The 22,293-nt window shown below is 63.9% G+C and carries 19 protein-coding genes; 8 read left to right on the forward strand and 11 right to left on the reverse strand.

Annotation, left to right across the window (positions count from 1 at the left end):
• Window position 1 precedes the first annotated feature (1 nt).
• A complete protein-coding gene (locus AC2FNA_RS13595; protein WP_496827358.1) occupies window positions 2-997 on the forward strand; it encodes an imelysin family protein in 996 nt (331 codons plus the stop codon).
• A 3-nt stretch (window positions 998-1,000) separates the two neighbouring features.
• Window positions 1,001-2,077 (forward strand): DUF1513 domain-containing protein, encoded by a 1,077-nt coding sequence (locus tag AC2FNA_RS13600; RefSeq protein WP_496827360.1) that lies wholly within the window; start codon window positions 1,001-1,003, stop codon window positions 2,075-2,077.
• 7 nt (window positions 2,078-2,084) lie between these two features.
• Here the strand turns inward: AC2FNA_RS13600 and AC2FNA_RS13605 are convergent, their stop codons facing one another.
• The 3 genes from AC2FNA_RS13605 to AC2FNA_RS13615 form a co-directional block, all read right to left on the reverse strand.
• The gene (locus tag AC2FNA_RS13605) at window positions 2,085-2,591 is read right to left on the reverse strand and encodes a potassium channel family protein (protein ID WP_496827362.1); all 507 of its coding nucleotides are present in this window, start codon (window positions 2,589-2,591) and stop codon (window positions 2,085-2,087) included.
• A 67-nt stretch (window positions 2,592-2,658) separates the two neighbouring features.
• Window positions 2,659-3,564 (reverse strand): oxygen-dependent tRNA uridine(34) hydroxylase TrhO, encoded by a 906-nt coding sequence (gene trhO / locus AC2FNA_RS13610; RefSeq protein WP_496827364.1) that lies wholly within the window; start codon window positions 3,562-3,564, stop codon window positions 2,659-2,661.
• 76 nt (window positions 3,565-3,640) lie between these two features.
• A complete protein-coding gene (locus AC2FNA_RS13615; protein WP_496827366.1) occupies window positions 3,641-4,864 on the reverse strand; it encodes an Hsp70 family protein in 1,224 nt (407 codons plus the stop codon).
• 145 nt (window positions 4,865-5,009) lie between these two features.
• On the opposite strand from AC2FNA_RS13615, the gene pncA reads away from it, so the two are divergent.
• From pncA to pncB, 3 genes are all read left to right on the forward strand, one after another.
• Window positions 5,010-5,600, forward strand: a complete 591-nt coding sequence (gene pncA / locus AC2FNA_RS13620; RefSeq protein ID WP_496827368.1) for a bifunctional nicotinamidase/pyrazinamidase — start codon at window positions 5,010-5,012, stop codon at window positions 5,598-5,600.
• A gap of 78 nt (window positions 5,601-5,678) precedes the next feature.
• Window positions 5,679-7,910 carry an ATP-binding protein gene (locus AC2FNA_RS13625; protein ID WP_496827370.1) on the forward strand — a complete coding sequence of 744 codons (2,232 nt, stop codon included), beginning with the start codon at window positions 5,679-5,681 and terminating at the stop codon, window positions 7,908-7,910.
• Window positions 7,911-7,994: 84 nt separating this feature from the next.
• Window positions 7,995-9,284 (forward strand): nicotinate phosphoribosyltransferase, encoded by a 1,290-nt coding sequence (gene pncB, locus AC2FNA_RS13630; protein ID WP_496827372.1) that lies wholly within the window; start codon window positions 7,995-7,997, stop codon window positions 9,282-9,284.
• A gap of 56 nt (window positions 9,285-9,340) precedes the next feature.
• Here the strand turns inward: pncB and AC2FNA_RS13635 are convergent, their stop codons facing one another.
• From AC2FNA_RS13635 to AC2FNA_RS13660, 6 genes are all read right to left on the reverse strand, one after another.
• Complete coding sequence (locus AC2FNA_RS13635; protein ID WP_496827374.1) at window positions 9,341-10,255, reverse strand: DMT family transporter; 915 nt, start codon at window positions 10,253-10,255, stop codon at window positions 9,341-9,343.
• A 2-nt stretch (window positions 10,256-10,257) separates the two neighbouring features.
• The gene (locus AC2FNA_RS13640; RefSeq protein ID WP_496827376.1) at window positions 10,258-11,709 is read right to left on the reverse strand and encodes an aldehyde dehydrogenase family protein; all 1,452 of its coding nucleotides are present in this window, start codon (window positions 11,707-11,709) and stop codon (window positions 10,258-10,260) included.
• Window positions 11,710-11,841: 132 nt separating this feature from the next.
• The gene (locus AC2FNA_RS13645; protein ID WP_496827378.1) at window positions 11,842-13,440 is read right to left on the reverse strand and encodes an ABC transporter ATP-binding protein; all 1,599 of its coding nucleotides are present in this window, start codon (window positions 13,438-13,440) and stop codon (window positions 11,842-11,844) included.
• The gene (locus tag AC2FNA_RS13650) at window positions 13,437-14,252 is read right to left on the reverse strand and encodes an ABC transporter permease (RefSeq protein WP_496827380.1); all 816 of its coding nucleotides are present in this window, start codon (window positions 14,250-14,252) and stop codon (window positions 13,437-13,439) included. Before AC2FNA_RS13650 ends, AC2FNA_RS13645 begins: the two co-directional genes overlap by 4 nt.
• Entirely contained in the window at window positions 14,249-15,196 is a 948-nt protein-coding gene (locus tag AC2FNA_RS13655; protein WP_496827382.1) for an ABC transporter permease, read from the reverse strand. The genes AC2FNA_RS13650 and AC2FNA_RS13655 overlap by 4 nt, the downstream gene beginning before the upstream one ends.
• Before the next feature lie 108 nt (window positions 15,197-15,304).
• Complete coding sequence (locus tag AC2FNA_RS13660) at window positions 15,305-16,792, reverse strand: ABC transporter substrate-binding protein (protein WP_496827384.1); 1,488 nt, start codon at window positions 16,790-16,792, stop codon at window positions 15,305-15,307.
• A gap of 170 nt (window positions 16,793-16,962) precedes the next feature.
• Between AC2FNA_RS13660 and panB the strand changes: the two genes are divergently transcribed.
• The 3 genes from panB to glpK all read left to right on the forward strand — a co-directional run bounded on the left by panB (window position 16,963) and on the right by glpK (window position 20,205).
• Entirely contained in the window at window positions 16,963-17,802 is an 840-nt protein-coding gene (gene panB, locus AC2FNA_RS13665; RefSeq protein WP_496827386.1) for a 3-methyl-2-oxobutanoate hydroxymethyltransferase, read from the forward strand.
• Window positions 17,799-18,656, forward strand: a complete 858-nt coding sequence (panC, locus tag AC2FNA_RS13670; RefSeq protein ID WP_496827388.1) for a pantoate--beta-alanine ligase — start codon at window positions 17,799-17,801, stop codon at window positions 18,654-18,656. The genes panB and panC overlap by 4 nt, the downstream gene beginning before the upstream one ends.
• A gap of 70 nt (window positions 18,657-18,726) precedes the next feature.
• Entirely contained in the window at window positions 18,727-20,205 is a 1,479-nt protein-coding gene (gene glpK, locus AC2FNA_RS13675) for a glycerol kinase GlpK (protein ID WP_496827390.1), read from the forward strand.
• Here the strand turns inward: glpK and AC2FNA_RS13680 are convergent.
• Both AC2FNA_RS13680 and yaaA read right to left on the reverse strand, forming a co-directional pair.
• The gene (locus AC2FNA_RS13680; RefSeq protein WP_496827392.1) at window positions 20,202-21,461 is read right to left on the reverse strand and encodes a flavin-dependent oxidoreductase; all 1,260 of its coding nucleotides are present in this window, start codon (window positions 21,459-21,461) and stop codon (window positions 20,202-20,204) included. The genes glpK and AC2FNA_RS13680 overlap by 4 nt on opposite strands.
• A 61-nt stretch (window positions 21,462-21,522) precedes the next feature.
• A complete protein-coding gene (gene yaaA, locus AC2FNA_RS13685; RefSeq protein WP_496827394.1) occupies window positions 21,523-22,293 on the reverse strand; it encodes a peroxide stress protein YaaA in 771 nt (256 codons plus the stop codon).

Raw genomic sequence — 22,293 nt, forward strand, 5'->3', positions numbered from 1 at the left:
CATGAAGCACCTTGTTGCCCTGATCCTATGCCTTGTCGCCGCAACGGCATCCGCCGACCCGGTCGGTCGGGTGCTCGACACTCATGTGTTACCGGGGTTCGCGCGGCTGGTAGAGGAGACAACGTCGCTGGCCGCTGCCGCCGAGGTCGGGTGCGACGAGAGCGACCCTGATTTGCGCGCGGCGCTCAACGGGGCGCTTCGCGCCTGGGCCGGGGTCAGTCACTTACGTTTTGGCCCGACCGAGGCGGAAAACCGCGCCTTTGCGCTAGCCTTCTGGCCCGACAGCCGGGGCATGACGCCGAAGGCGCTTGCCGGGCTGATCGCGGCAGAGGATCCGGTGGTGCAGGATGCACAGGCGTTTGCCCAGGTCTCGGTCGCTGCGCGCGGGCTCTATGCGCTTGAGTTCCTGCTCTATGACGAGGGTCTGCCCGGCAGCGAGGCCTATCGCTGTGCCCTGATCCGCGCCATCGCGCGCGACACTGCGGGGCTGGCACAGGCAATGGCGGCGGACTGGGGTGACCGCTATGCGGCGCTGATGCGCGCACCGGGGCCGGACAGCCCCTATCGCAGTCGCGACGAGGCGATGCAGGAGCTGTTCAAGGCGCTGGGCACCGGCTTGCAGATGACCGCCGACCTGCGTCTGGGCCGGCCCTTGGGCAGTTTTGACAGGCCGCGCCCGAACCGGGCCGAGGCCTGGCGCGCGGGTCTTTCCCTGTCGCTGGTGATCGAGGCATTGCACTCGCAGCGCCAGCTGGCCCTGCTGCTGGCCGAAGGGGATGCCGGGCTGCAAGAGCGGCTTGGCGCAACCTTTGACCGTGCATTGGCCAGCGCGGCGGCATTGGACGATCCGTCATTGACCGGTGTCGCCACCCCGGTCGGGCGGCTCCGGGTCGAGGCGCTGCAACAACGGGTCAACGAGATCCGGCAGGTTGTGGCGCAGGAGCTGGGGCCGGAACTGGGGGTTTCGGCCGGGTTCAACGCATTGGACGGGGATTGAGCGATGACCACGCGACGCGGATTTCTGGCTGGATTGGCGGCGGCGGGGCTGACCCCGCGCGCCGGTTGGGCCGATGCGGGCGCGCCCGCTTTCCTGAGCGCCGGGCGCGCCGCGGATGGTGCCTACAACCTCTATGGTCTGGATAGGCGCGGCAGGCCGGTTTTCCACCTGCCGATCCCAGACCGAGGCCATGCCGCCGCCGCCCATCCCGAACGGGCCGAGGCGGTGGCCTTTGCGCGCCGACCGGGCCGGTTCGCGCTGGTGCTGAACTGTGTGAGCGGGGCGGAAATCGCCCGGCTGAGCGCACCTGAAGGGCGGCATTTCTTCGGGCATGGCGCATTTGATGCCGAGGGCCTGATCCTGTTCACCACCGAAAATGATTACGAGGCCGGGCAGGGCAGGATCGGTCTGTGGGACGTAAGTGCGGGCTATCGGCGGATCGGTGAGTTTGGTTCAGGCGGGGTCGGCCCGCATGACATCCGCCTGATGCCGGACGGGCAGACGCTGGTGGTGGCCAATGGCGGGGTCGAGACCCACCCCGACACTGGCCGGGTCAAGCTGAACCTGCCGGTGATGCAGCCCAACCTGAGTTACCTTTCGCTGACGGGCGAGGTGCTTGAGGTGGTGCAGATGCCACCCGAGCACCGCATGAACTCGATCCGTCATCTTGACTTGCGCGCCGATGGGCTGGTGGCTATTGCAATGCAGTGGCAGGGCGAGGCGAGCGATTTGCGCCCGGTCCTCGGGCTGCACCGGCGCGGCGCCCCGCCGATTGCGGTGACAGGGTCCGAGGCAGAGATGCGCGCCATGAACGGCTATGGTGGAAGCGTCATATTCTACGACGGGGGTAGGCGCGTCGCGGTCTCCTCCCCCCGGGGCGGGCTGGTGCAATTGAGCGATGTGGCGGCGGGCCGGATCACCGGAGGGGTCGCGATCACCGATGTCTGCGGGCTGGGCGTGACCGGCGGCGCTCTGGTCGCCTCGTCGGGCAGCGGTGTCTTCACCCGCGTCGGCGGAAAGGTCACCAGCCGTTCCGAGATTGCCTGGGACAATCATCTGGTGTCGGTCAACGGAGGATGAGGCTGCGCTATTCTTTGGAATGCCGCTGGTGCGAGGCGACGGCCACTGCCGCCGACACAAACAGGCCGAGCAGAATGTAACCGGTCACCGCCTCGGCCACGGCCAGGCCGCGGCACATTCCGACAGGTTGCAGATCGCCGTAGCCCACCGTGGTAAACGTGACATACGAGAAGTACAGCAGTTCCGAGGGACGCTGCGCTCCGATGATGCAATTGTCCGAATACCCGAAGGACGCATAGACAGCAGCATAGAGAAAAGGCACGGATTGGATGAAGGATATGCCCATCAGCACGACCTGATGCTTGGGTTGACCGATCCGCACGACATAGGTCCAAAGCTGCATCAGCAGCCATGCCGCCAGAATGATCGTGGAAATGGTACCCAAGGTCCCGCCCGCGACACCTTCGTCCACCTGTGACAGGATACGGAAGGCCAAGCTGCTGACGATGACCATTCCGGCCGCGGCGATCATGGTGCCGCGCCACTCGCGCGTAAGGGAGTGCGGTTTGGTCATGTGCTGTTCCTCGATTTCCGGCTTCGATCATCTCTTGCTGGACGAGTTCAAGCAAGCATTCAGAGGCTCAGTGCGAGGCCAGATGCTCCTCGCCCCGGGCTCGGGCCAGGGCGATCTGTTTCTGCCGTTCGCGGAACCGCATCTTGTCGGCCTCTGAGGTCTCGTCGATGCACAGGTGGCAACTGACCCCATGCTCGTATTCCGGGCGATTGCGATCCTCGGGCAGGATCGGGCGGCGGCAGCCATGGCACAGCTCGTGCGGCCCCTCGACCAGCCCGTGCCCGACCGAGACCCGGTTGTCGAAGACGAAACATTCGCCCTGCCAGGTGCTGTTGTCGGCGGGTATCTCTTCGAGATAGCGCAGGATGCCGCCCTTGAGGTGATAGACATCCTCGACCCCCTGACCCAGCAGATAGTTGGTCGATTTCTCGCAGCGGATACCACCGGTGCAGAACATCGCCACGCGCTTGTTGTGGAACCGCTCCTTGTTGGCCTCCCACCAGGCGGGGAAATCCCGGAAACTGTCGGTCATCGGGTCGATGGCGCCTTCGAAGGTGCCGATGGCAACCTCATAGTCGTTGCGGGTGTCGATCAGCACCACATCGTCCGAGCGGATCAGGTCGTTCCAATCCTCAGGTTCGACATAATGGCCGACGCGGGCGCGCGGATCGACATCCGGCTGGCCCATGGTGACGATCTCTTGTTTCAGCCGCACCTTCATCTTGCCAAAGGGCGGGTGGTCGCTGGTCGCCTCTTTCCATTCCAGATCGGCGCAGCCGGGTAAGGCGCGGATGTGGGCCAGCACCGCGTCGATCCCGGCGCGCGGTCCGGCGATGGTGCCGTTGATGCCCTCTTTGGCCAGCAGCAGTGTGCCCTTGACCCCCTGCGCCAGACACAGGTCCAGCAGGGCGGGTTTCAGGTCGGCCGGGTCGGCGAACCGGGTGAAGTGGTAGAGTGCGGCGATCGTGTACATGCCCGCGCCATACGCCGCGCCGCGCGTGATTTCAAGAGGCGCGGCAATGGGCGAAACATGCGTTTTCGATGTTGTTTTACTGGTGTTCGCTGGCCAGCGCGAGGCCGTGAACCACGGCGGTGAACACCTCGGAATCCTGTTGCCGGGCGCCAGGCAGGACGCGCCCCAGCGCCGCGCGGATCACCCCCATCAGGCTGGAGCCGCCGACAAAAACGACCTGATCGACGCTGTCCGGTGCGACACCCGCGTCGTGTACCGTCTGCATCGCGCAAGTGGCGATTTCATCGGCGAAGCCGGTGAGCGCCACCTGCATCGCGGCGTTTCCCAGATCGGCCCACAGCCCACGTTCGACGATATCCAGCGCGATGCGGCCCACCTCGGCCTCGTTGGCGGCAATCTTACCGGCCTCGACCGCATAGGCCACGTCATGGCCCAGATGCGACTCCAACACCTCGGCCAGCCGTTCGAACAAACGGGGCTGTTCGGCCAGACGGACCCAACGGCGCACCTCGCGCAGGGTGGCAGGGTCATAGACAAAGGCGATCTTTTCCCAGCTGGCCAGATCGTGGAACAGGGCCCTGGGGGCGCTGTGGCTGGCCTCGCCCAACTCTGCCCCGATCCGGGTCTCGTACCCCATCAAGGGCATGGCGTGGTCAAGGCTGAGTATCCGGTCGAAATCGGTCCCGCCGATGCGCAGGCCCCGGCTGGCCAACACTTGTGTCGCCGTTCCCTGACGGTCGCACAGGGTGAAATCCGAAGTGCCACCACCAATATCGACGATCAGCATCCGCCCCTGACCCGCCACCGCCAGCGCTGCCGCCTCTGGTTCGGGCAGAAAGCTGACCTCGTTGAACCCGGCCAGCAGATAGGCGTCGTGCAGGTCGGTACAGGCCTGTGCATCGCGGTCGGCAGAGGCAGAGTGGAAATGCACCGGACGGCCCGACAAGGCGCGATCAAAGCGCTCTCCGCTCAGCAGTTCGGCACGCGTCCGGATCTCGGCCAGAAAGCGAGCTATGACCTCGATCAGGGTCAGCCGCTCGTTAAGGAACATGCGCGGTTCGCGGGCCAGCGGTGTGCCCAGAATGCTTTTCAGCCCGCGCAGAAATCGGCCCTCCTGCCCGTCCATCATGGCGCGGGCGGCGTCGCTGCCATAGACGTAGCGGCGCGCGGCAAAGTCGATGAAGACGGCTGTCGGTAGGGTCTGTGCGCCCGGCTCCAGCGGCAATATCCGGGGATGACCCGCCTGCACCAGCCCCGCGGCGGTGTTGGACGTTCCGAAATCCACGCCAAGACGCGCCATGACTCCCCTCCCGGTTTGCGAAAGGCGCCCGGATATCGCAGGGCAGCAGACAAGGCAACGGGGGGTTTCACACATCGCCCGGCGCGATGGGTGCTTTTCCGGCATCACGCCACGCGCTAGGCTTGTCCCCAAAAGGGAGGCGCAAATGCATGGCCTGATCGTGATCGACGTCCAGAACGATTTCTGCCCCGGTGGCGCGCTGGCGGTGCCAGAGGGCGACGCGGTGGTCGCGCCGATCAACGCCATGATGGTGGATTTCGATGCGGTGATCCTGACGCAGGATTGGCACCCGGCTGGGCATTCCTCTTTCGCTTCGTCCCATCCGCGCAAGGCACCGTTCGAGATGATCGACATGGCCTATGGGCCGCAGGTGTTGTGGCCTGACCATTGCGTGCAGGGCAGCCCGGGCGCCGCGTTTCACCCGGCGCTGCGGACCGATGCCGATCTGATCCTGCGCAAGGGGCTCCGCGCCGCGATCGACAGCTATTCGGGCTTTTTCGAAAACGACCGCAGCACGCCCACCGGCCTGGAGGGCTATCTGCGCAGCCGGGGCATCACCCGGCTGACGCTGGCCGGACTCGCCACCGATTTCTGCGTGCAGTATTCGGCGCTGGATGCGGCGCGGCTGGGCTTTGCCGTCGAGGTTCGGATGCAGGCCTGTCGCGCCATTGATTTGGACGGTTCGCTGGCAGCGGCGATTGCCGCGATGAAGGGGGCCGGGATCGCTCTGACCTGAGATCTGGTTGCGATTTGTTAACGGACTGAAAGGTATAGATTAGGGGCGAAAGGTCATGATCTATCTTTGGGGTCGCCGATGCATGTTGCCGGGTCGCCCGATGTCGACCACCTATCTGACTATGAACGAAGGTACAGCCGGCGTGGCCTGCTGATCCGCTACGCGCGCGGGCGGGTCAAGAATTTCGCCAGTCGCCAGATCATGACTTTTGCAGGTGGTTTCGTCCTTGCGATGACCGAGGGGCTGCGTACCGCCAGCCTGGCGGTGATCGTTGCCCTGTTGGGCGAGGTGATAGATTGTCTATACCTCAATCGTTTGCCGGAACGATTGTGCAACGGGTACGGATATCGCCGTCTTTTGATCGGTAGCACCCTCACTGCCTTCGTTCAGGCTCTGACGATCAGCTATTGCGTCTGGCTGGCATGGACAGGCGCGCGCAGCGGGGCATCACCACTGTTCATCGGCTCGTTCCTGGCTGGGGCGGCCATCAATGCCGGGCTTGTGCTGCCGTTTCATCGCCCCGCCGCCGTTGCGCGGCTGGCGGTCTATGCCGGGATCACGCAATACCTCTTCCTGATTGAAGCGATAAAGCCGGGCAGGGTGGGCGACGCCCTGTTTCTGAATGCATCCGGCGCGGTGATGCTGGCCTTTATGGTCGGGCTGTTCCTGAATTTCGTGAACTGGGGCTTTCGTCAGCATCGGCGCACTACTCTGGACCTGATCGAACAGGGTCGTGACCTCGTCCGGCACCAAAAAGAGGCGCAACTTTTGTCGCTCGTCGCCAAAAACGCCAATGACAGCGTCATTCTGGCCGATGCCGATGGTCGGATCGTCTGGACGAACGAGACGTTCACGCGCATCACCGGCTATTCCGTGGACGAAGCCAAGGGCTTCTACCCCGGTGATCTGCTCAACGGCGAGAAGACCGATATTGAAGTGTCGAATGCAATTGCCGAAGCCGTCGAAGCGGGTCGCCCTTTTCGAACCGAGATCCTGAACGTATCCAAGGATGGGCGCGAGATCTGGATGGAAACCAACCTGGTCCCGGTTCTGGACAGGAACGGTCGGGTCGAGGTCACCGTTGCCATCGAGCGAGATGTGACAGCCGCAAAAGCACAGGCCGAGGAACTGGCTGCGGCGCGTGTTGCGGCGGAAGAAGGCGCCCGTGCCAAAGCGGAATTCCTCGCCACGATGAGTCACGAGATCAGGACGCCGATGAATGGTGTCGTTGGTATGGCAGAGCTGTTGTCGGATACCGAGTTGTCGGAGGAGCAACGACAATATGTAAGCACGATCCGAAGTTCCTCGACGGCGCTGCTGGCGATCATTAACGACGTACTTGAACTTTCGCGCCTGGATGCCCGCAAGATGGAGTTGCATCCCGTGAATTTCGATCCCAGGGCCTGCCTTGAAGAGACGCTGCGGCTGTTACAACCGCAGGCCCGGGCAAAAGGGCTCAAGCTGACTCTTGAAACAGATACGGACGTGCCGCCGTTGGTGCATGGCGACGATGGCCGGTTGCGTCAGGTTCTGATCAACCTGCTAGGCAATGCGATCAAGTTTACCGAGCGCGGCGGTGTGACCCTGCGCGTGCGGGCCGAGGCGCAGGAGCCTGGGCACCTATTTGTCATCGAGGTCGAGGATAGTGGAATCGGCATCGCTGCAGACAAGATCGAGCGGGTGTTCGAACGGTTCTCGCAGGCTGATACCGATACCACGCGGCTCTATGGTGGAACCGGCCTGGGATTGACCATTTCGCGTGAACTGGTTGTCCTGATGGGAGGCCGGATCACGGTCGAGTCCACGCTGGGTCAGGGATCGTGTTTCACGCTTCGCCTGCCACTTGGGCCAGCCGGCGATGCAGGTGCAAATGCGAACACCCAGACTCTTTCGCCTGATGAGCTAGATCGGTTGCGCGGATTATCGGTGCTGGTTGCCGATGACAACCGGGTCAATCGCCTTTTGATGGGCAAGTTCCTGGCCGATCTTCCGATCCGTCTGGATTTCGCCCATGACGGTCAGCAGGCGGTTGCGATGGCAACGCGGCAAGAACCGGATATCGTCTTCATGGATATGTCGATGCCGGTGATGAGCGGGATCGAGGCGACAAGCCAGATCCGGGCATCAAAGGGGGCGCAACCTCTGATCGTCGCGTTGACCGCAAATACATTTGACAGTGATCGCGCTGCTTGTCTTGCAGCGGGGATGGACGATTTCCTCAGCAAACCTGTGGGTCGCGGCGATCTGTTTCGCTGTCTGCTGAACCATCTGCCACCGCGGGACGCGACAAGAATGAAGGCTTCAGGTTGATCAAGCGCAGCCGCGACCGGGCGAATTGCCATGACCGTAAGGCTGGCGTATCCATGGGTGATCCATTCTGAACGAGGGACATCCGTGGACATCGCAACACGCGTCTATAATCACAAGTGGAAGATCGATCCGATTGTCCGCTCCCTGATCGACACCGATTTCTACAAGCTGCTGATGTGCCAGTCGGTGTTCCGGAACAAGCCCGACACACAGGTCACCTTCTCCCTGATAAACCGTACGACGCGGATCCCGCTGGCCCATCTGATCGACGAGGGCGAATTGCGCGAGCAACTTGATCACATACGCTCGCTGCGCCTGAGCCGTGGTGAGAGCACCTGGCTGCGCGGCAATACCTTTTACGGCAAGCGGCAGATGTTCCGGCCGGATTTCATGGAATGGTTCGAGGGGCTGCAGTTGCCGCCCTATCATCTGGAACGCCGCGGCGATCAATATGAGCTGACCTTCGAGGGCAACTGGCCCGAGGTGATGCTGTGGGAGATACCGGCGCTGGCAGTGCTGATGGAACTGCGCTCGCGCGCGGTGTTGCATGACATGCGCCGGTTCGAGTTGCAGGTGCTTTATGCCCGCGCGATGACCCGGGTCTGGGAAAAGATCGAGCGCCTGCGCGCGATCGATGGGCTCACAATCGCTGATTTTGGCACCCGTCGGCGGCACTCCTTTCTGTGGCAGGATTGGTGTGTACAAGCCATGATCGAAGGGTTGGGGCCGAAATTCACCGGCACATCAAATTGCCTGATCGCAATGCGGCGCGAGGTCGAGGCGATCGGCACTAACGCACATGAACTGCCGATGGTCTATTGCGCCCTGGCTGAGACGGACACCGAACTGGCGCGTGCGCCTTATGACGTGCTGAGTGACTGGCACGAGGAGCACGACGGCAACCTGCGCATCATCCTGCCCGACACCTATGGCACCAAGGGGTTCCTCGACCGGGCGCCAGACTGGTTGGCCGGCTGGACCGGTATTCGGATCGACAGCGGCGATCCTGCCGAGGGGGCCGAAACTGCCATCGCCTGGTGGAAGGACCGCGGTGAAAACCCGACCGAGAAGCGTATCATCTTCTCGGACGGGCTGGACGTGGACAAGATCGCCGAGCTGCACGCCCGGTTTGCCGGGCGGGCCAAGATTTCCTTCGGCTGGGGAACTTTGCTGACCAATGATTTCCGGGGACTGGTACCGGACGATGGGTTGGCGCCGTTTTCGCTTGTTTGCAAGGCGGTCTCGGCCAATGGGCGACCGACGGTGAAACTGAGCGACAATCCGGAAAAGGTAATGGGCCCCGCTGACGAGATCGCACGTTACAAGCGGGTGTTCGGAGTCGGGCAGCAAACCAGCTATGCGGTCGAAGTGTAGACCGAAATCCGGCACGGATTTCGGATCGTTTTCCGGCCCGGAAAACGACCCGAATTTCAGTTTGAAATTCGGCGCCCCGCCCGCGATCTGATCCTTTCGCGCCAGACGATCATCAGCCCACCACCCGCGATGAAGAAAGCGCCGGGGAACAGGTCGCCCCAAGGGGTCTCGTCGAACACCAGCCAGCCCGCGACAAAGGCGATGGGAATGCCGAAATAGCTGAAGGGGGCCAGATTGCTCTGCTCGGTCATCCGGTACGAGGCCACCAGACACAGCACCGCTGTTCCTCCGAACCCTCCCATTGCAGCGATCCAACCCAGGTCGGACCATTGAACAAGTGGGGTGAACCCGCCGCTCAGCAGCGCCAGCGCCAGCGCTCCGAACAGAGCGGCCACAACCGAATAGAGGTTGATCAGCGCGCTTGGCACCGCGCTGTCCATCTGACGCGCCGAAACGCCAGTCAGGGCGTAAAGAAACGCGGCCCCCAGCGGTGCCAGCGCATCCAGCGTGAAACTCTCGCTACCGGGTTTCATTACCAAGAGCACCCCGGCAAATCCCAGCAGAACCGCGGCCCAGCGCATCAGCCCCACCCGTTCGCCCAGCAGCGGCACCGCAAGAGCGGTCATGAACACCGCATTGGCATAGGTGATGGTCGAGGCGGTCGCAAAGGCGAGCTTGCCCAGCGAATAGTAGAACAGGAACTGGGCAAAGGTCACATAGACCCCGCGCATCAGCCCCAGCCGCCACTGCCGGATGCGCCACGGCCGCCCTGCACTGTGCCAGGCAGGCGAGGACCACAGCGCGATCACGCTGGGAAAGACGCCGAAGAAGTTGCGATAGGCTGACAGTTCGGCCGCACCATAGCTCGGCGACAGGTATTTGATGATAAGCCCCATCATGTCGAACAGGACCAGCGCCAGCAGCGACAAAAGGATGGCAAGAACCACGTTATCTCCGCTGCGCGCGCTCATCCTCAGCCGTGCCGCGCGGCGACTGTCTTGAGTTGCGAAAAGCCGTAGAGCGCTTCGAAGCCTTTCTCGCGCCCATGCCCGGACTTGCCGACCCCGCCAAAGGGCAATTCGACCCCGCCCCCGGCGCCATAATTGTTGATGAAGACCTGACCTGCCCGCAACCGCTTGGCCAGCCGCATCTGGCGCGCGCCGTCCCGGGTCCAGATGCTGGCGACAAGCCCGTAATCGGTTCCATTGGCGATTGCGGCAGCCTCATCCTCGGTGTCAAAGGGGATCAGGACCTGCACAGGGCCGAATATCTCGTCACGTGCCAGCGCATGATCGGGGGACACATCAGCGAACAGTGTCGGTCGCACATAGGCCCCGCTTTCGGGGGCGTGGTCCACGATCCGGCCTTGTGCCGCGATGGTCAGGTCGGCGCCTCGGCTCAGAAACCCGGTCACGATCTCCTTTTGCCGGGCCGAGATCAACGGCCCCACCCGCAGATCCTCCATCGCGGGGCCGACGGTCAGTTCGGCATAGGCCGCAGACATCCGCGCCTTGACCTCTTCATACACACCGCGCTGTGCCAGGATGCGGGACGAGGCAGAGCAGGTCTGGCCGGCATTCTGGCACCCCGCATTCACCAGGAACGGCAGCGCGGCATCCAGATCGGCATCGTCGAAGACCAGCTGCGGCGACTTGCCCCCCAGTTCCAGCGTCACCGGCACCACATTGCGCCCCGCCGCCTGTTGCACCAGCACGCCGGTAGCGACCGATCCGGTGAACGAGATATGGTGCACGCTCGGATGCGCCGACAGCGCCGCGCCCGCCTCGGCCCCCAGCCCCGGCACCACGTTCAGCGCACCTGCGGGCAACCCCGCCTGTTTCGCCAGATCGGCAAAGGCCAATGCGGTCAGGCACGCCTCTTCGGCCGGTTTCAGAACGCAGGCATTTCCCATGGCCAGCGCCGCCCCGACCGAGCGGCCGATGATCTGCATCGGATAGTTCCAGGGCACGATATGGCCGGTGACCCCGTGCGGCTCACGCAGGGTATAGACGGTATAGCCGTCGAGATAGGGAATGGTCTCACCCATCACCTTGTCGGCGGCACCGCCGTAGAATTCGCAATACCGCGCCAGCGCCACCGCATCGGCGCGGGCCTGGGTCAGCGGCTTGCCCACGTCCGCTGCCTCGATCACTGCCAGATCCTCGACCCGCTCCAGCACCAATTGGCCCAGCCGGGACAGGATGCGGCCCCGCTCGGTCGCGGTCATCCGGCCCCAGTCACCAGCGAGCGCAGTCTCTGCCGCGGCTACGGCAGCGTCGATATCAGGCGCGGTGCCGCGGGCGATGCGGCAGATCTCGGTGCCGTCAGAGGGGTTGATCAGTGGCAGTGTGTCGCCGCTGGCAGCCGATTGCCATTGGCCACCGATAAGGCAGAGCGTGGGATCGAACCAGAGGGGAAGGGTCATTGCGGTCTCCTTGTCGATGGCAAAGCAATAGTTCTTCGAAATCGGCTGGCCTTCGGGTGCAGATCGGGCTTACCGGGCAGAGTGGTTGCGAGGCTATGTTCCCTGGCTGGGGAATAACTGACAGAAGAAGGGTCATGCCCGTCGCGCCCCCGTTTCGGGAAGCTCTGGCGCGGCGGCGATCAAAGCGCGGGTATAAGAGTGCGCGGGGTCGGAAAAGACCTGTTCTGTATCTCCTTGCTCCACGATGCGGCCCGATTGCATCACCAGCACCCGGTCGGTGATCGTGCGCACCACGCTCAGGTCATGGCTGATGAACAGATAGGTCAGGTCATATTCGGAGCAGAGCTGCGCCAGCAGGTCAAGGATCTGCGCCCGGACCGAGACATCAAGCGCCGAGACCGCCTCGTCGAACAGGATCAGCTGAGGCCGGATGATCAGTGCACGGGCGATGGCGATGCGCTGGCGCTGACCGCCGGAAAACTCGTGGATATACTTTCCCGCATCGTCGGGCGACAGGCCGACGGCGGTCAGCATCTCGGCAATGCGGTCGCTGCGGTCCGACCCGGTTGGCGGCGCATCGAGCAGGTGAAACGGTTCGGTCACCAGCCGGTCGACACGGTGGCGCGGGTTGAAGCTGCCGTAAGGATCCTGAAATACCACCTGCATGCGGCGGCGGATTTCGGGATTGGCGCGTTTGCCGTCAAAGACCGGTTGCCCCGCCAGACGGATTTCACCGCTCTGTACCGGTTCCAGCCCCAGGATGGCGCGGGTCAGGGTGGACTTGCCACAGCCGGATTCGCCGACCAGCCCCAGCCGCTCGCCCCGGTTCAGGGCAAAGCTGACATGATCCACGGCGCGGTGATGGCCCGGGCGCGCAAACAGCCGGGTGCGCGGCAGGGCATAGTCGCGCACCACCTCCGACACCTCCAGCAGCGGCGCCGGTGGTGGTGGCGCGGGCAGGGTCACGCGGTGATCCGAGGCGGCGAACAGCATCTTGGTATAGGGATGGCTCATACCGGTCAGCAGACGCTGTGTCGGCGCGGCCTCGACCACCTCGCCATGGCGCATGACGGTGATATGGTCGGCCATGTCAGCAACAACGGCCAGATCATGGGTGATCATCAACATGCCCATGCCGTATTCCTGCACCAACCCCTTGAGCAGGTCGAGGATCTGCGCCTGCGTGGTGACGTCGAGCGCGGTGGTCGGCTCGTCCGCGATCAGTAGTTTCGGGCGTAGCGCGATTGCCATGGCGATGACCACGCGTTGGCGCTGTCCACCGCTGAGTTCATGCGGATAGCGCGATAGCGGGAACCGGTCGGACGGCAGGCCGACGCGGGTCAGAACCTCGCGCGCGCGCTCCTCGGCCCTGTCGGGCGTCATCGCTTTGTGGATCAGGATCGTCTCCATCACCTGATCCCCGATGGTTTTGACCGGGTTCAGCGCCGTCATCGGTTCCTGAAACACCATGCCGACCGCCGCGCCGCGCAGGGCGCACATCTGCGCTTCGGGCAGGGCCAAGATCTCTTGCCCGTCCAGCCGGATCGAGCCATTGACGCGCGCGCCTCCGGGCAACAGCTGCATCACTGCCAGCGCCGTCATCGACTTGCCCGAGCCGCTCTCGCCGGTGACGGCCACGATCTCACCCGGCTCGATGGTCAGGTTCACGCGCTTGAGGATCTCATAGGCATGGATCGAGAGCGACAGGTCGATGATCTGCAACAGGCTCATGTGCGCGCCACCCTGAGCCGGGGGTCAAGCCAGTCGCGCAGCCCGTCACCCATCAGGTTCAGACCCAGCACTGTCAGGATGATGGCAAACCCAGGGATCAGCGCCAGATGCGGTGCAAAGCTGACCATGGTCTGTGCATCGGCCAACATCCGTCCCCAGCTGGGCGTGGGTGGTTGCGCGCCAAGTCCGACATAGCTCAGCCCCGCTTCGGCCAGAATGCCCAGCGAGAACTGGATGGTGCCCTGCACGATCAGCAGGTTGGCCACGTTGGGCAGGATGTGTTCGGCCGAGATACGTGCCGCGCCCTTGCCCGCGACGCGCGCAGCCAGGATGAACTCGCGCTCCCACAGGCTGAGCGCCGCGCCACGGGTGATGCGGGCAAAGACCGGGATGTTGAAGATGCCGATGGCGATGATGGCGTTGACCGCGCCGGCCCCGAATACGGCGGTGATCAGGATGGCGATCACCAGAGAGGGGAAGGCAAAGACCAGATCGTTGCCGCGCATGATCAACTCGTCCAGCCACGACCCCTTGCGCGCCGCGGCGGTCAGGCCCAGCGGCACGCCCAGGCTCATGCCGATACCCACCGCCAGTAGAGCCACCGCAATCGAGGTACGCGCGCCGACCATGATCATGGAAAACATGTCGCGCCCGAAATGGTCGGTCCCGAACCAGTGCCGCGCATTCGGGGTTTGCAGTTTGGCCGGGATGTTCAGCGCGGTGTGGTCATAGGGCGTCCAGACGAACGAGAGGAGTGCGGCCAGCACCACCAGCGAGGACAGGCCCGCGCCCAGGATCAGGTTGCGGCTCATGTCCGGGACCTCAGGCGCGGGTCAACGAGAGCATAGGCCAGGTCGACCAGAAAATTGACCACGATCACTGCAAAGACCAAAAGCATGACGACCGATTCCACCACGATCAGATCGCGTGCCGAGATTGCCTGAAACACCAGCCGCCCAAGGCCGGGCAGATAGAACACCTGCTCGATGATGATCGACCCGGCCAGCAGGAACGAGAATTGCAGGCCTATGATGGTCAGCACCGGGATCAGGGCATTGCGCAGCCCGTGCCGCCACAGTGCCTGCCGGCGGGTCAGACCCTTGGCCCGCGCAGTGCGCATGAAATCCTCGCCCAGGATGTCGAGCAGGGCCGAGCGCATCACCCGAGCCAGGATCGCCGCCTGCGGCAGGGCCAGCGCGATGGCGGGCAGGGTCAGCGAATGCAGGCCCGCGGCCAACCCCTTGTCCCAGCCCGCAAAGCCGCCCGCATTGAACCAGCGCAGGTTGATGGCAAAGATCAGCACCAGCATCATGGCGAACCAGAAATTGGGCACCGCAACGCCCAGTTGGGTCGCGCCCATCACCGCCAGATCACCAGGCTTGCCCCGGCGAGCGGCAGCATAGATGCCGGCGGGCAGGGCAATGGCGGTGGACAATGCCAGCGCGTAGAGCGCGAGCGGCAGCGAGACCCAGAGCCGGTCCGCGATCATCTGCGAAACCGGGGTGCGATAGGTGTAAGAGGTGCCGAAATCGCCGCGCAGCATGCCGGTGACCCAGCTGAGGTAACGCTCGACCTTTGACTGATCCAGACCCAACTCTGTGCGCAGCGCGGCCAGCGTATCGGGCTGCGCGTTGACTCCCAGCATGAACGAGGCCGGATCCCCCGGGGCGATCTCGATCACCGCAAAGATGACCAGGCTGGCAATGGCCAGGCTGATCGCAAGCGAGAGCGCGCGTTTCAGGCTGTAGCGGAGCATGTCGGGTCGATACCACCCATTCGGAAAAAAGACCCGCCGCCGGAGCGGCGAGCCAGAAAATCGCAGATTTTCTGAGCCATTTTCTGGGTCAGAAAATGGTCTCGCGCCTCATTCGGACCAGTTGATCGCGGACAGGTCGGTCGCGGCGGTGGGCGCATTGGCCCACAGACCCTGCACACCGGCCTTGGCCACGCTCAGCGCGGCAAGCTGGAACAGGTAGCCGTTCACGTAATCCTCGGAGATGATACGCTGCGCCTGTTGCATCAACTCGGTCCGCTTGTCCGGGTCGGTGGTCGAATTCAGCGTCCCCATCAACTCCTGAAAGGCAGGGTTGTCGTACTGGAAGTAATAATCAGGCCGGGCATAGATACCGATATCCATCGGCTCGGTATGGCTGACGATGGTCAGGCCAAAGTTCTTGCCCTTGAACACGGTTTCCAGCCATTGCGCCCATTCGACATTGATGATCTCGGCCTTGATGCCAACCGCCGCCAGCTGCGCCGCGATGATCTCGCCGCCGCGCCGCGCATAAGAGGGCGGCGGCAGGTGCAGCGTGGTTTCGAACCCATCCGGGAATCCGGCCTCGGCCAGCAGCGCCTTGGCCTTGACCGGATCGAAGGCCGAGTTGCCGGTCAGATCGACATAGGCCGGGTTGTGCGGTGCGAAATGGGTTCCGATCGGCGTGCCATATCCAAACATCGCCCCATCGATGATCGCCTGGCGGTCGATTGCATGGGCCATCGCCTGACGGACCTTGACGTTGTCAAAGGGCGCCTGCTTGTTGTTGGTCGACAGGATCGTTTCGCCCTCGGTCGAACCGACCAGCACCTGGAACCGGGGGTCGGCTTCGAATTGCGGCAGGTTCTCGGGCGCGGGGAAGCCGGTGAACACGTCCACATCCTCGGCCATCATTGCGGCGAAGGCGGCTGTGGGGTCCGAGATGAACTTGAACGTCGCTTGCGCGAGCGCCGGCTGGTCACCCCAGTAATCGGTGTTGCGGTTCAGCACGATCTTGTCGCCCTGCACCCATTCGCCAAACGTATAGGGGCCGGTGCCCACCGGCGCGGTCTTGATGTTCTCGATGCTCTCGGGCGCCACGATCACCGCATCGCCCCAGGCCATGTTGAACAGGAAATTGCCGTTGGGTTCGGTCAGCGTCACCTTTACGGTCAGTGGATCGACAACATCGACACTGTCGATGCCGGCGAACAGTGCCTTTTGCGCGTTGGCGCTTTCTTCGGCGCGGGCGCGGTCCAGGCTGAACTTGACGTCCTCGGCATCCATGGACGAGCCGTCATGGAAGGTCACGCCCTCGTGCAGCTTGAAGGTATAGACGGTGCCATCCTCCGAGATCTCCCAGCTTTCGGCCAGGGCGGGGACGATCGATCCATCGCCCATAAAGCGGGTCAATCCCTCGAAAATATTCACATAGACCACCGAGTCGATGGCCTGCGCCGCGGCGCTGGTTGGGTCCAGATGCGGCGGCTCCAACTGCATTGCGATGGTGATGTCATCCTTGGCCCAGGCGGCCCCTGCGATCAAAGCGGCACTCAGCGCCAGACCAGAGACAAACCCCTGTTTTACAAACCGTTTCATTCCAACTCTCCCCGTTTGGTTTCGTCTGACGGGATCGTGACCCCGCCACGGCTTGCCTCACTGTTTCCGCAAATCCCGGGGCAATCAAGGAATTGTTGGCGCAATCGGGCTTTCGCTGCGAGCGCGAAATATCTATGCTGCAATGCAACATTTTCTGCGGAGGACTGAAAATGAGCGCGACCGCCCGCAAGACCGCCCCCAATGCCCAGGATATCCGGGCGCTAAAGGGGGGCGTGCCGCTGGTCAGCCTGACCGCCTATTCGACTCCGATGGCGCGGCTGATGGATGGGCATTGCGATTTCGTGCTGGTGGGCGACAGCGTCGGCATGGTGCTGCATGGGCTTAGCTCCACTCTGGGCGTCACAATGGAAATGATGATCCTGCACGGGCAGGCGGTGGCGCGCGGGTTGGAACGCTCGATGCTGGTGATCGACATGCCATTCGGCAGCTACGAGGAGGGCCCGGCTCAGGCGTTCCGCAATGCCGCCCGGCTGATGGCCGAGACCGGCGCTGGTGCGGTCAAGCTGGAGGGCGGGGTCGAGATGGCCGAAACCATCCGGTTTCTGGTGAAACGCGGCATTCCGGTGATGGCCCATATCGGTCTGACGCCGCAGTCGATCAATACGCTGGGCGGGTACAAGGTGCAGGGCCGCGACGATCAGGCCCAGGCGGTGCTGACCGATGCCCATGCGGTGACCGAGGCGGGCGCGTTCTCGGTGGTGCTGGAAAAGGTGCCCGCAACGTTGGCCGACCGGATCACAGCCGAGGTTGCGATTCCGACCATCGGCATCGGGGCCTCGGCCGGGTGTGACGGACAAATCCTGGTGGTTGATGACATGCTGGGTTTTTTTACTGCGTTCAAACCGAAATTCGTCAAACGCTATGCCGATCTGGGTCCTCTGGCCGAAGCGGCGATTGCCGAATACGCCGCCGAAGTGCGCGCGCGCAGCTTTCCGGCGGCGGAACATGTGTTTGGCGATCAGGCCCCGGTCAAAGGTCCCAAGACATGAACGCGCCGATCCTGCGCAAGCTGGCCGATCTGCGTGCCGCCACCGCCGGCTGGAAGCGCGCGGGCGAGAGCATCGGCGTGGTGCCCACGATGGGCGCGCTGCATGACGGGCACCTGTCGCTGGTCGCGGCGGCCAAGGCGGCTTGTGACCGGGTGGTGGTGACCATTTTCGTCAACCCGAAACAGTTCAACAGCCCCGAGGATCTGGCCAGATACCCCCGCACCGAAGAGGCCGACGCCGCCAAGCTGGCGCCTTACGGGGTCGATGCGATCTATGTGCCCGACCCCGATCAGATATATCCTCAGGGGTTTGCCACCACCGTCTCGGTTTCGGGCCTGACCGATGTGATGGAGGGTGCGTGCCGCCCGGGCCATTTCGACGGCGTGGCGACCGTGGTGGCCAAGCTGTTCCTGCAAACCGGGGCCGACCGGGCCTATTTCGGCGAAAAGGATTACCAGCAGATGATGCTGGTGACGCGCATGGCGCGGGATCTGGATATCCCGATCACCGTGATTGGCTGCCCCACGGTGCGCGAGCCTTCGGGCCTGGCGATGTCATCGCGCAACATGCGGCTGTCGGCAGAGGGGCTGGAGCGGGCCGGTCGGCTTTATCCCGTCATGCGGCAGGCGGCCGAGCGGTTGGCAGCTGGCGCTTCATTTGGCGATCTGGCGCCCGCGGCGCGCGAGGCACTGGGTGCCGCCGGTTTTGTCGATATCGAGTATTTCGATCTGCGCGCAGCGGACAGTCTGCGCGCGCTTGACCGACCCACCGAACCCGCGCGCCTGCTGGTGGCGGCCTGGCTCGATGGGGTGCGGTTGATCGACAATATCGCGGTTCCCCAACTAAACGATTAGTAGGGGCTTCCTGACACGTCGGAAATGCGGCTACAGTCCCGGGTCAAGAGACGATGACAGGGGGCAGAGAATGACCTTTATTCTGGCGATTGACCAGGGCACCACTTCGAGTCGGGCGATCCTGTTCGATGGTGAGATGCGGCGGGTGGCGACCGCCCAACGTGAATTCACCCAGCATTTCCCTGAGGCGGGCTGGGTCGAGCATGACGCCGACGAGATCTGGCGAACCACGCTGGAGGTCTGCCGCGAGGTGATCTCCGCACAGGGCATCGGGCCCGAGCAGATCGCCGGGATCGGCATCACCAACCAGCGCGAAACCACCGTGGTCTGGGACAAGGCCAGCGGTGCGCCGGTCCATCGCGCCATCGTCTGGCAGGACCGGCGCACCGCCGCCATCTGCGAGCGGCTGCGCAATGCGGGTTGCGAGGACGACTTTACCGCCCAGACCGGCCTGCTGCTCGATCCGTATTTTTCGGGCACCAAGGTGAAATGGATCCTCGACACCGTGCCGGGCGCGCGCGATCGGGCCGCAGCGGGCGAGCTGTTGTTTGGCACCATCGACTCGTTCCTTATCTGGCGGCTGACCGGCGGGCGGGTTCATGCGACCGATGCCACCAACGCCGCGCGGACGCTGATGTTCGACATCCATCAGGGGGAATGGTGCAAGGAGATCTGCGAGTTGCTCGACGTGCCGATGGTGATGCTGCCCGAGGTGCGCGACTGCGCCGCCGATTTCGGTACCACGGATCTGTTTGGCGGGCAGGTGCCGATCCTGGGCGTTGCCGGCGACCAGCAGGCGGCCACGATTGGTCAGGCCTGTTTCCAGCCCGGCATGATGAAATCCACCTATGGCACCGGCTGTTTCGCGCTTCTCAATACCGGAACACAGCCGGTCGCCTCGCAGAACCGTCTGCTGACGACCATCGCCTATCAGTTGGACGGCCAGCGGACCTATGCGCTGGAGGGGTCGATATTCATCGCCGGGGCGGCGGTGCAGTGGCTGCGCGACGGGCTGGGGATCATCGAGACTGCGGCGCAAAGCGGTGAGCTGGCCGCCCGCGCCGATCCCGCGCAGAACGTCATTCTTGTTCCCGCCTTTACCGGTCTTGGTGCCCCGTATTGGAAGCCCGATTGCCGCGGCGCCATGTTCGGGCTGACGCGCAATTCCGGCCCGGCCGAGTTCTGCAAGGCGGCGCTGGAAAGCGTGGCCTATCAGACCCGCGATCTGTGGGAGGCGATGCAGGGCGATTGGGGTGCGGATGCGGATGTGATCCTGCGCGTCGACGGCGGCATGAGCGCTTCCGACTGGGCGATGCAGGGACTGGCCGACCGTCTGGGTGCGCCGGTGGACCGCCCGGTGATGCAGGAGACCACGGCGCTGGGCGCGGCCTGGCTGGCCGGGATGCGGGCTGGGGTTTACCCCGATCAAGCAGGCTTTGCTGCGACCTGGGCGCTGGATGCACGGTTCACCCCGAAGATGCCCGAGGGCAACCGCGAGGCCGCCTATCGCCGCTGGAAAGCGGCGGTGGCGGCGGCGATGATGGTCTAGGCTGGCATCCGCGCGCCTTCGGCGATGGTCCGGGGGCGCGCATTCAGCTCTTCTATAGAGAACCCGGCAATGGATTTGTACCTGGCCGCATGCGCGGCCAGTTCGGTACGGGGGATCACCGTATCGATATCGTCGAAATCGCCGCCGCACAGATCCTCGACCCGTTGCAGAATCCCGTCCGGCCCGCCACCCGCGCGATTGGCCTGGCCAACGGCGGTGGTCACCGGGCGGACCTCGGCCTCATAGGCCGCCAGCGCCTTGGGCGTAATCCCATGCTCCAGTAGCCGGGCACCGATGATGCGCGCATCCAGAACCGCCTGGCTGGCCCCGTTCGACCCGACCGGATAGGTGGGGTGCGCCGCATCACCCATCAGGGTCAGCGACCCGTCGGTCCAGCGGGGCAGGGGGTCGCGGTCGACCATCGGATACTCATAAACCACCTCGGCCCCTTGGATCAGCGCGGGAACGTCGATCCAGTCGAACCGCCAGTCCGCGAAATCGGGCAGGAAATCACCGATATCGGCGGCGCGGTTCCAATCTTCTTTCTTCCATGCGGCATCTAGGGGAAACCGTTTCTCGGCGATCCAGTTCATCTCGACCATGCCGTCGCTGTCCGGGTCCGAGATCGGATAAGACACCAGCCGCAGGTCGTCATGGCCGATCATCGCCATCGCGCCGCCACCGAAATAGGCGGGCGCCCGGGTGGTGGCACGCCACAGCACGCGTCCGTTCCAGATCGGTTCGCCCTCGTCCGGGTACATCTGCGCCCTGAGCGCCGAATGGATACCGTCGGCGGCGACCAGCAACCGCCCCTCGACCCGGCGCCCATCGCTCAGGATCAGGGTGGCACCCTCTGACCCGGTTTCGAACCCGGCAGCGCGCGCACTGGTCACCACGCAATCCGCTCCGGCCCGCGCGATCAACGCCTCATACAACATCATCTGCAAGGCGCCGCGATGCACCGAATATTGTGGCCAGGCATAACCGGCCCAGGTGCCGCGCGGCTCTTCCCAGATGGTCTTGCCCAGTTTCGAGTAGAACCCCAGCTGTCGGGTGCGCACCCCTATCTGGTCCAGTTCCGCCTCCAACCCCATGTCGAGCAATTCGCGCACCGCATTGGGTTGCAGGTTGATCCCCACCCCCATAGGGCGCAGCACCGCCGTTGCCTCGTAGATGCGGAACGGCACCCCGATCTGGTGCAGCGTCAACCCCAGGCTGAGCCCCGCGATACCGGCACCGGCGATCAGAACGGTCATGGCAGTCTCCCTCTCTCGTGGCGACAGACTGCCCGGCGCCGCGCAAGAGGTCGAGAGGAAATCAGCCCTGATAGGGGCGCAGGAACACCGGTTTGTCGGGCTCGGACAGGTCAGCGTTGTATTGGTATCCGCCGCTGTCGAACTCGCTCAGCGCCTGTGGATCGGTCAGACGGCGTTGCACGATATAGCGGGCCATCGCCCCGCGCGCCTTCTTGGCATAGAAACTCACGATCTTGGGCGCGCCGCCCTTGTCCTCCATGAACACCGGCGTCACCACCCGCAGTTTCAGCGTCTTGGGGTCGACGGCGCCGAAATATTCCTGGCTGGCACAGTTGACCAAGACATCGGTGCCGATTTCATCGGCCTGAGCGTTCAGCGTCCTGGACAGCTGGTCACCCCAATAGTCATAGAGAGAGGCTCCCCGCCGGGTCTTCAACCGGCTGCCCATTTCCAGCCGATAGGCCTGGATCGCATCCAGCGGACGCAACAGGCCGTAAAGCCCCGACAGGATGCGCAGATGCTGCTGCGCCCAGTCCATTTCCTCGGGGTCGAGCGAGGTGGCCTCGAGCCCCTGATAGGTGTCCCCGGCAAAGGCCAGCGCCGCAGGGCGGGTTACATTCGCGCCGGGCGCATCGACGAATTCGCGGAACCTATCGCGGTTGAGTCGGGCCAGATCGTCGCTCAGCCCCATCAGTTTCTTGAGATCGCCCAGCGTCAGGTTGCGCGCGGTCTTGGCCAGCCGCACCGCATCGTCCTGAAAGGCGGGTTCGGTCGCCGCAATGTCACGTTCCGCCCAATCCAGCCGCTTGGCCGGAGAGATCACCACCAGCAT

The sequence above is a fragment of the Ruegeria sp. YKSD163 genome, from assembly GCF_059612905.1.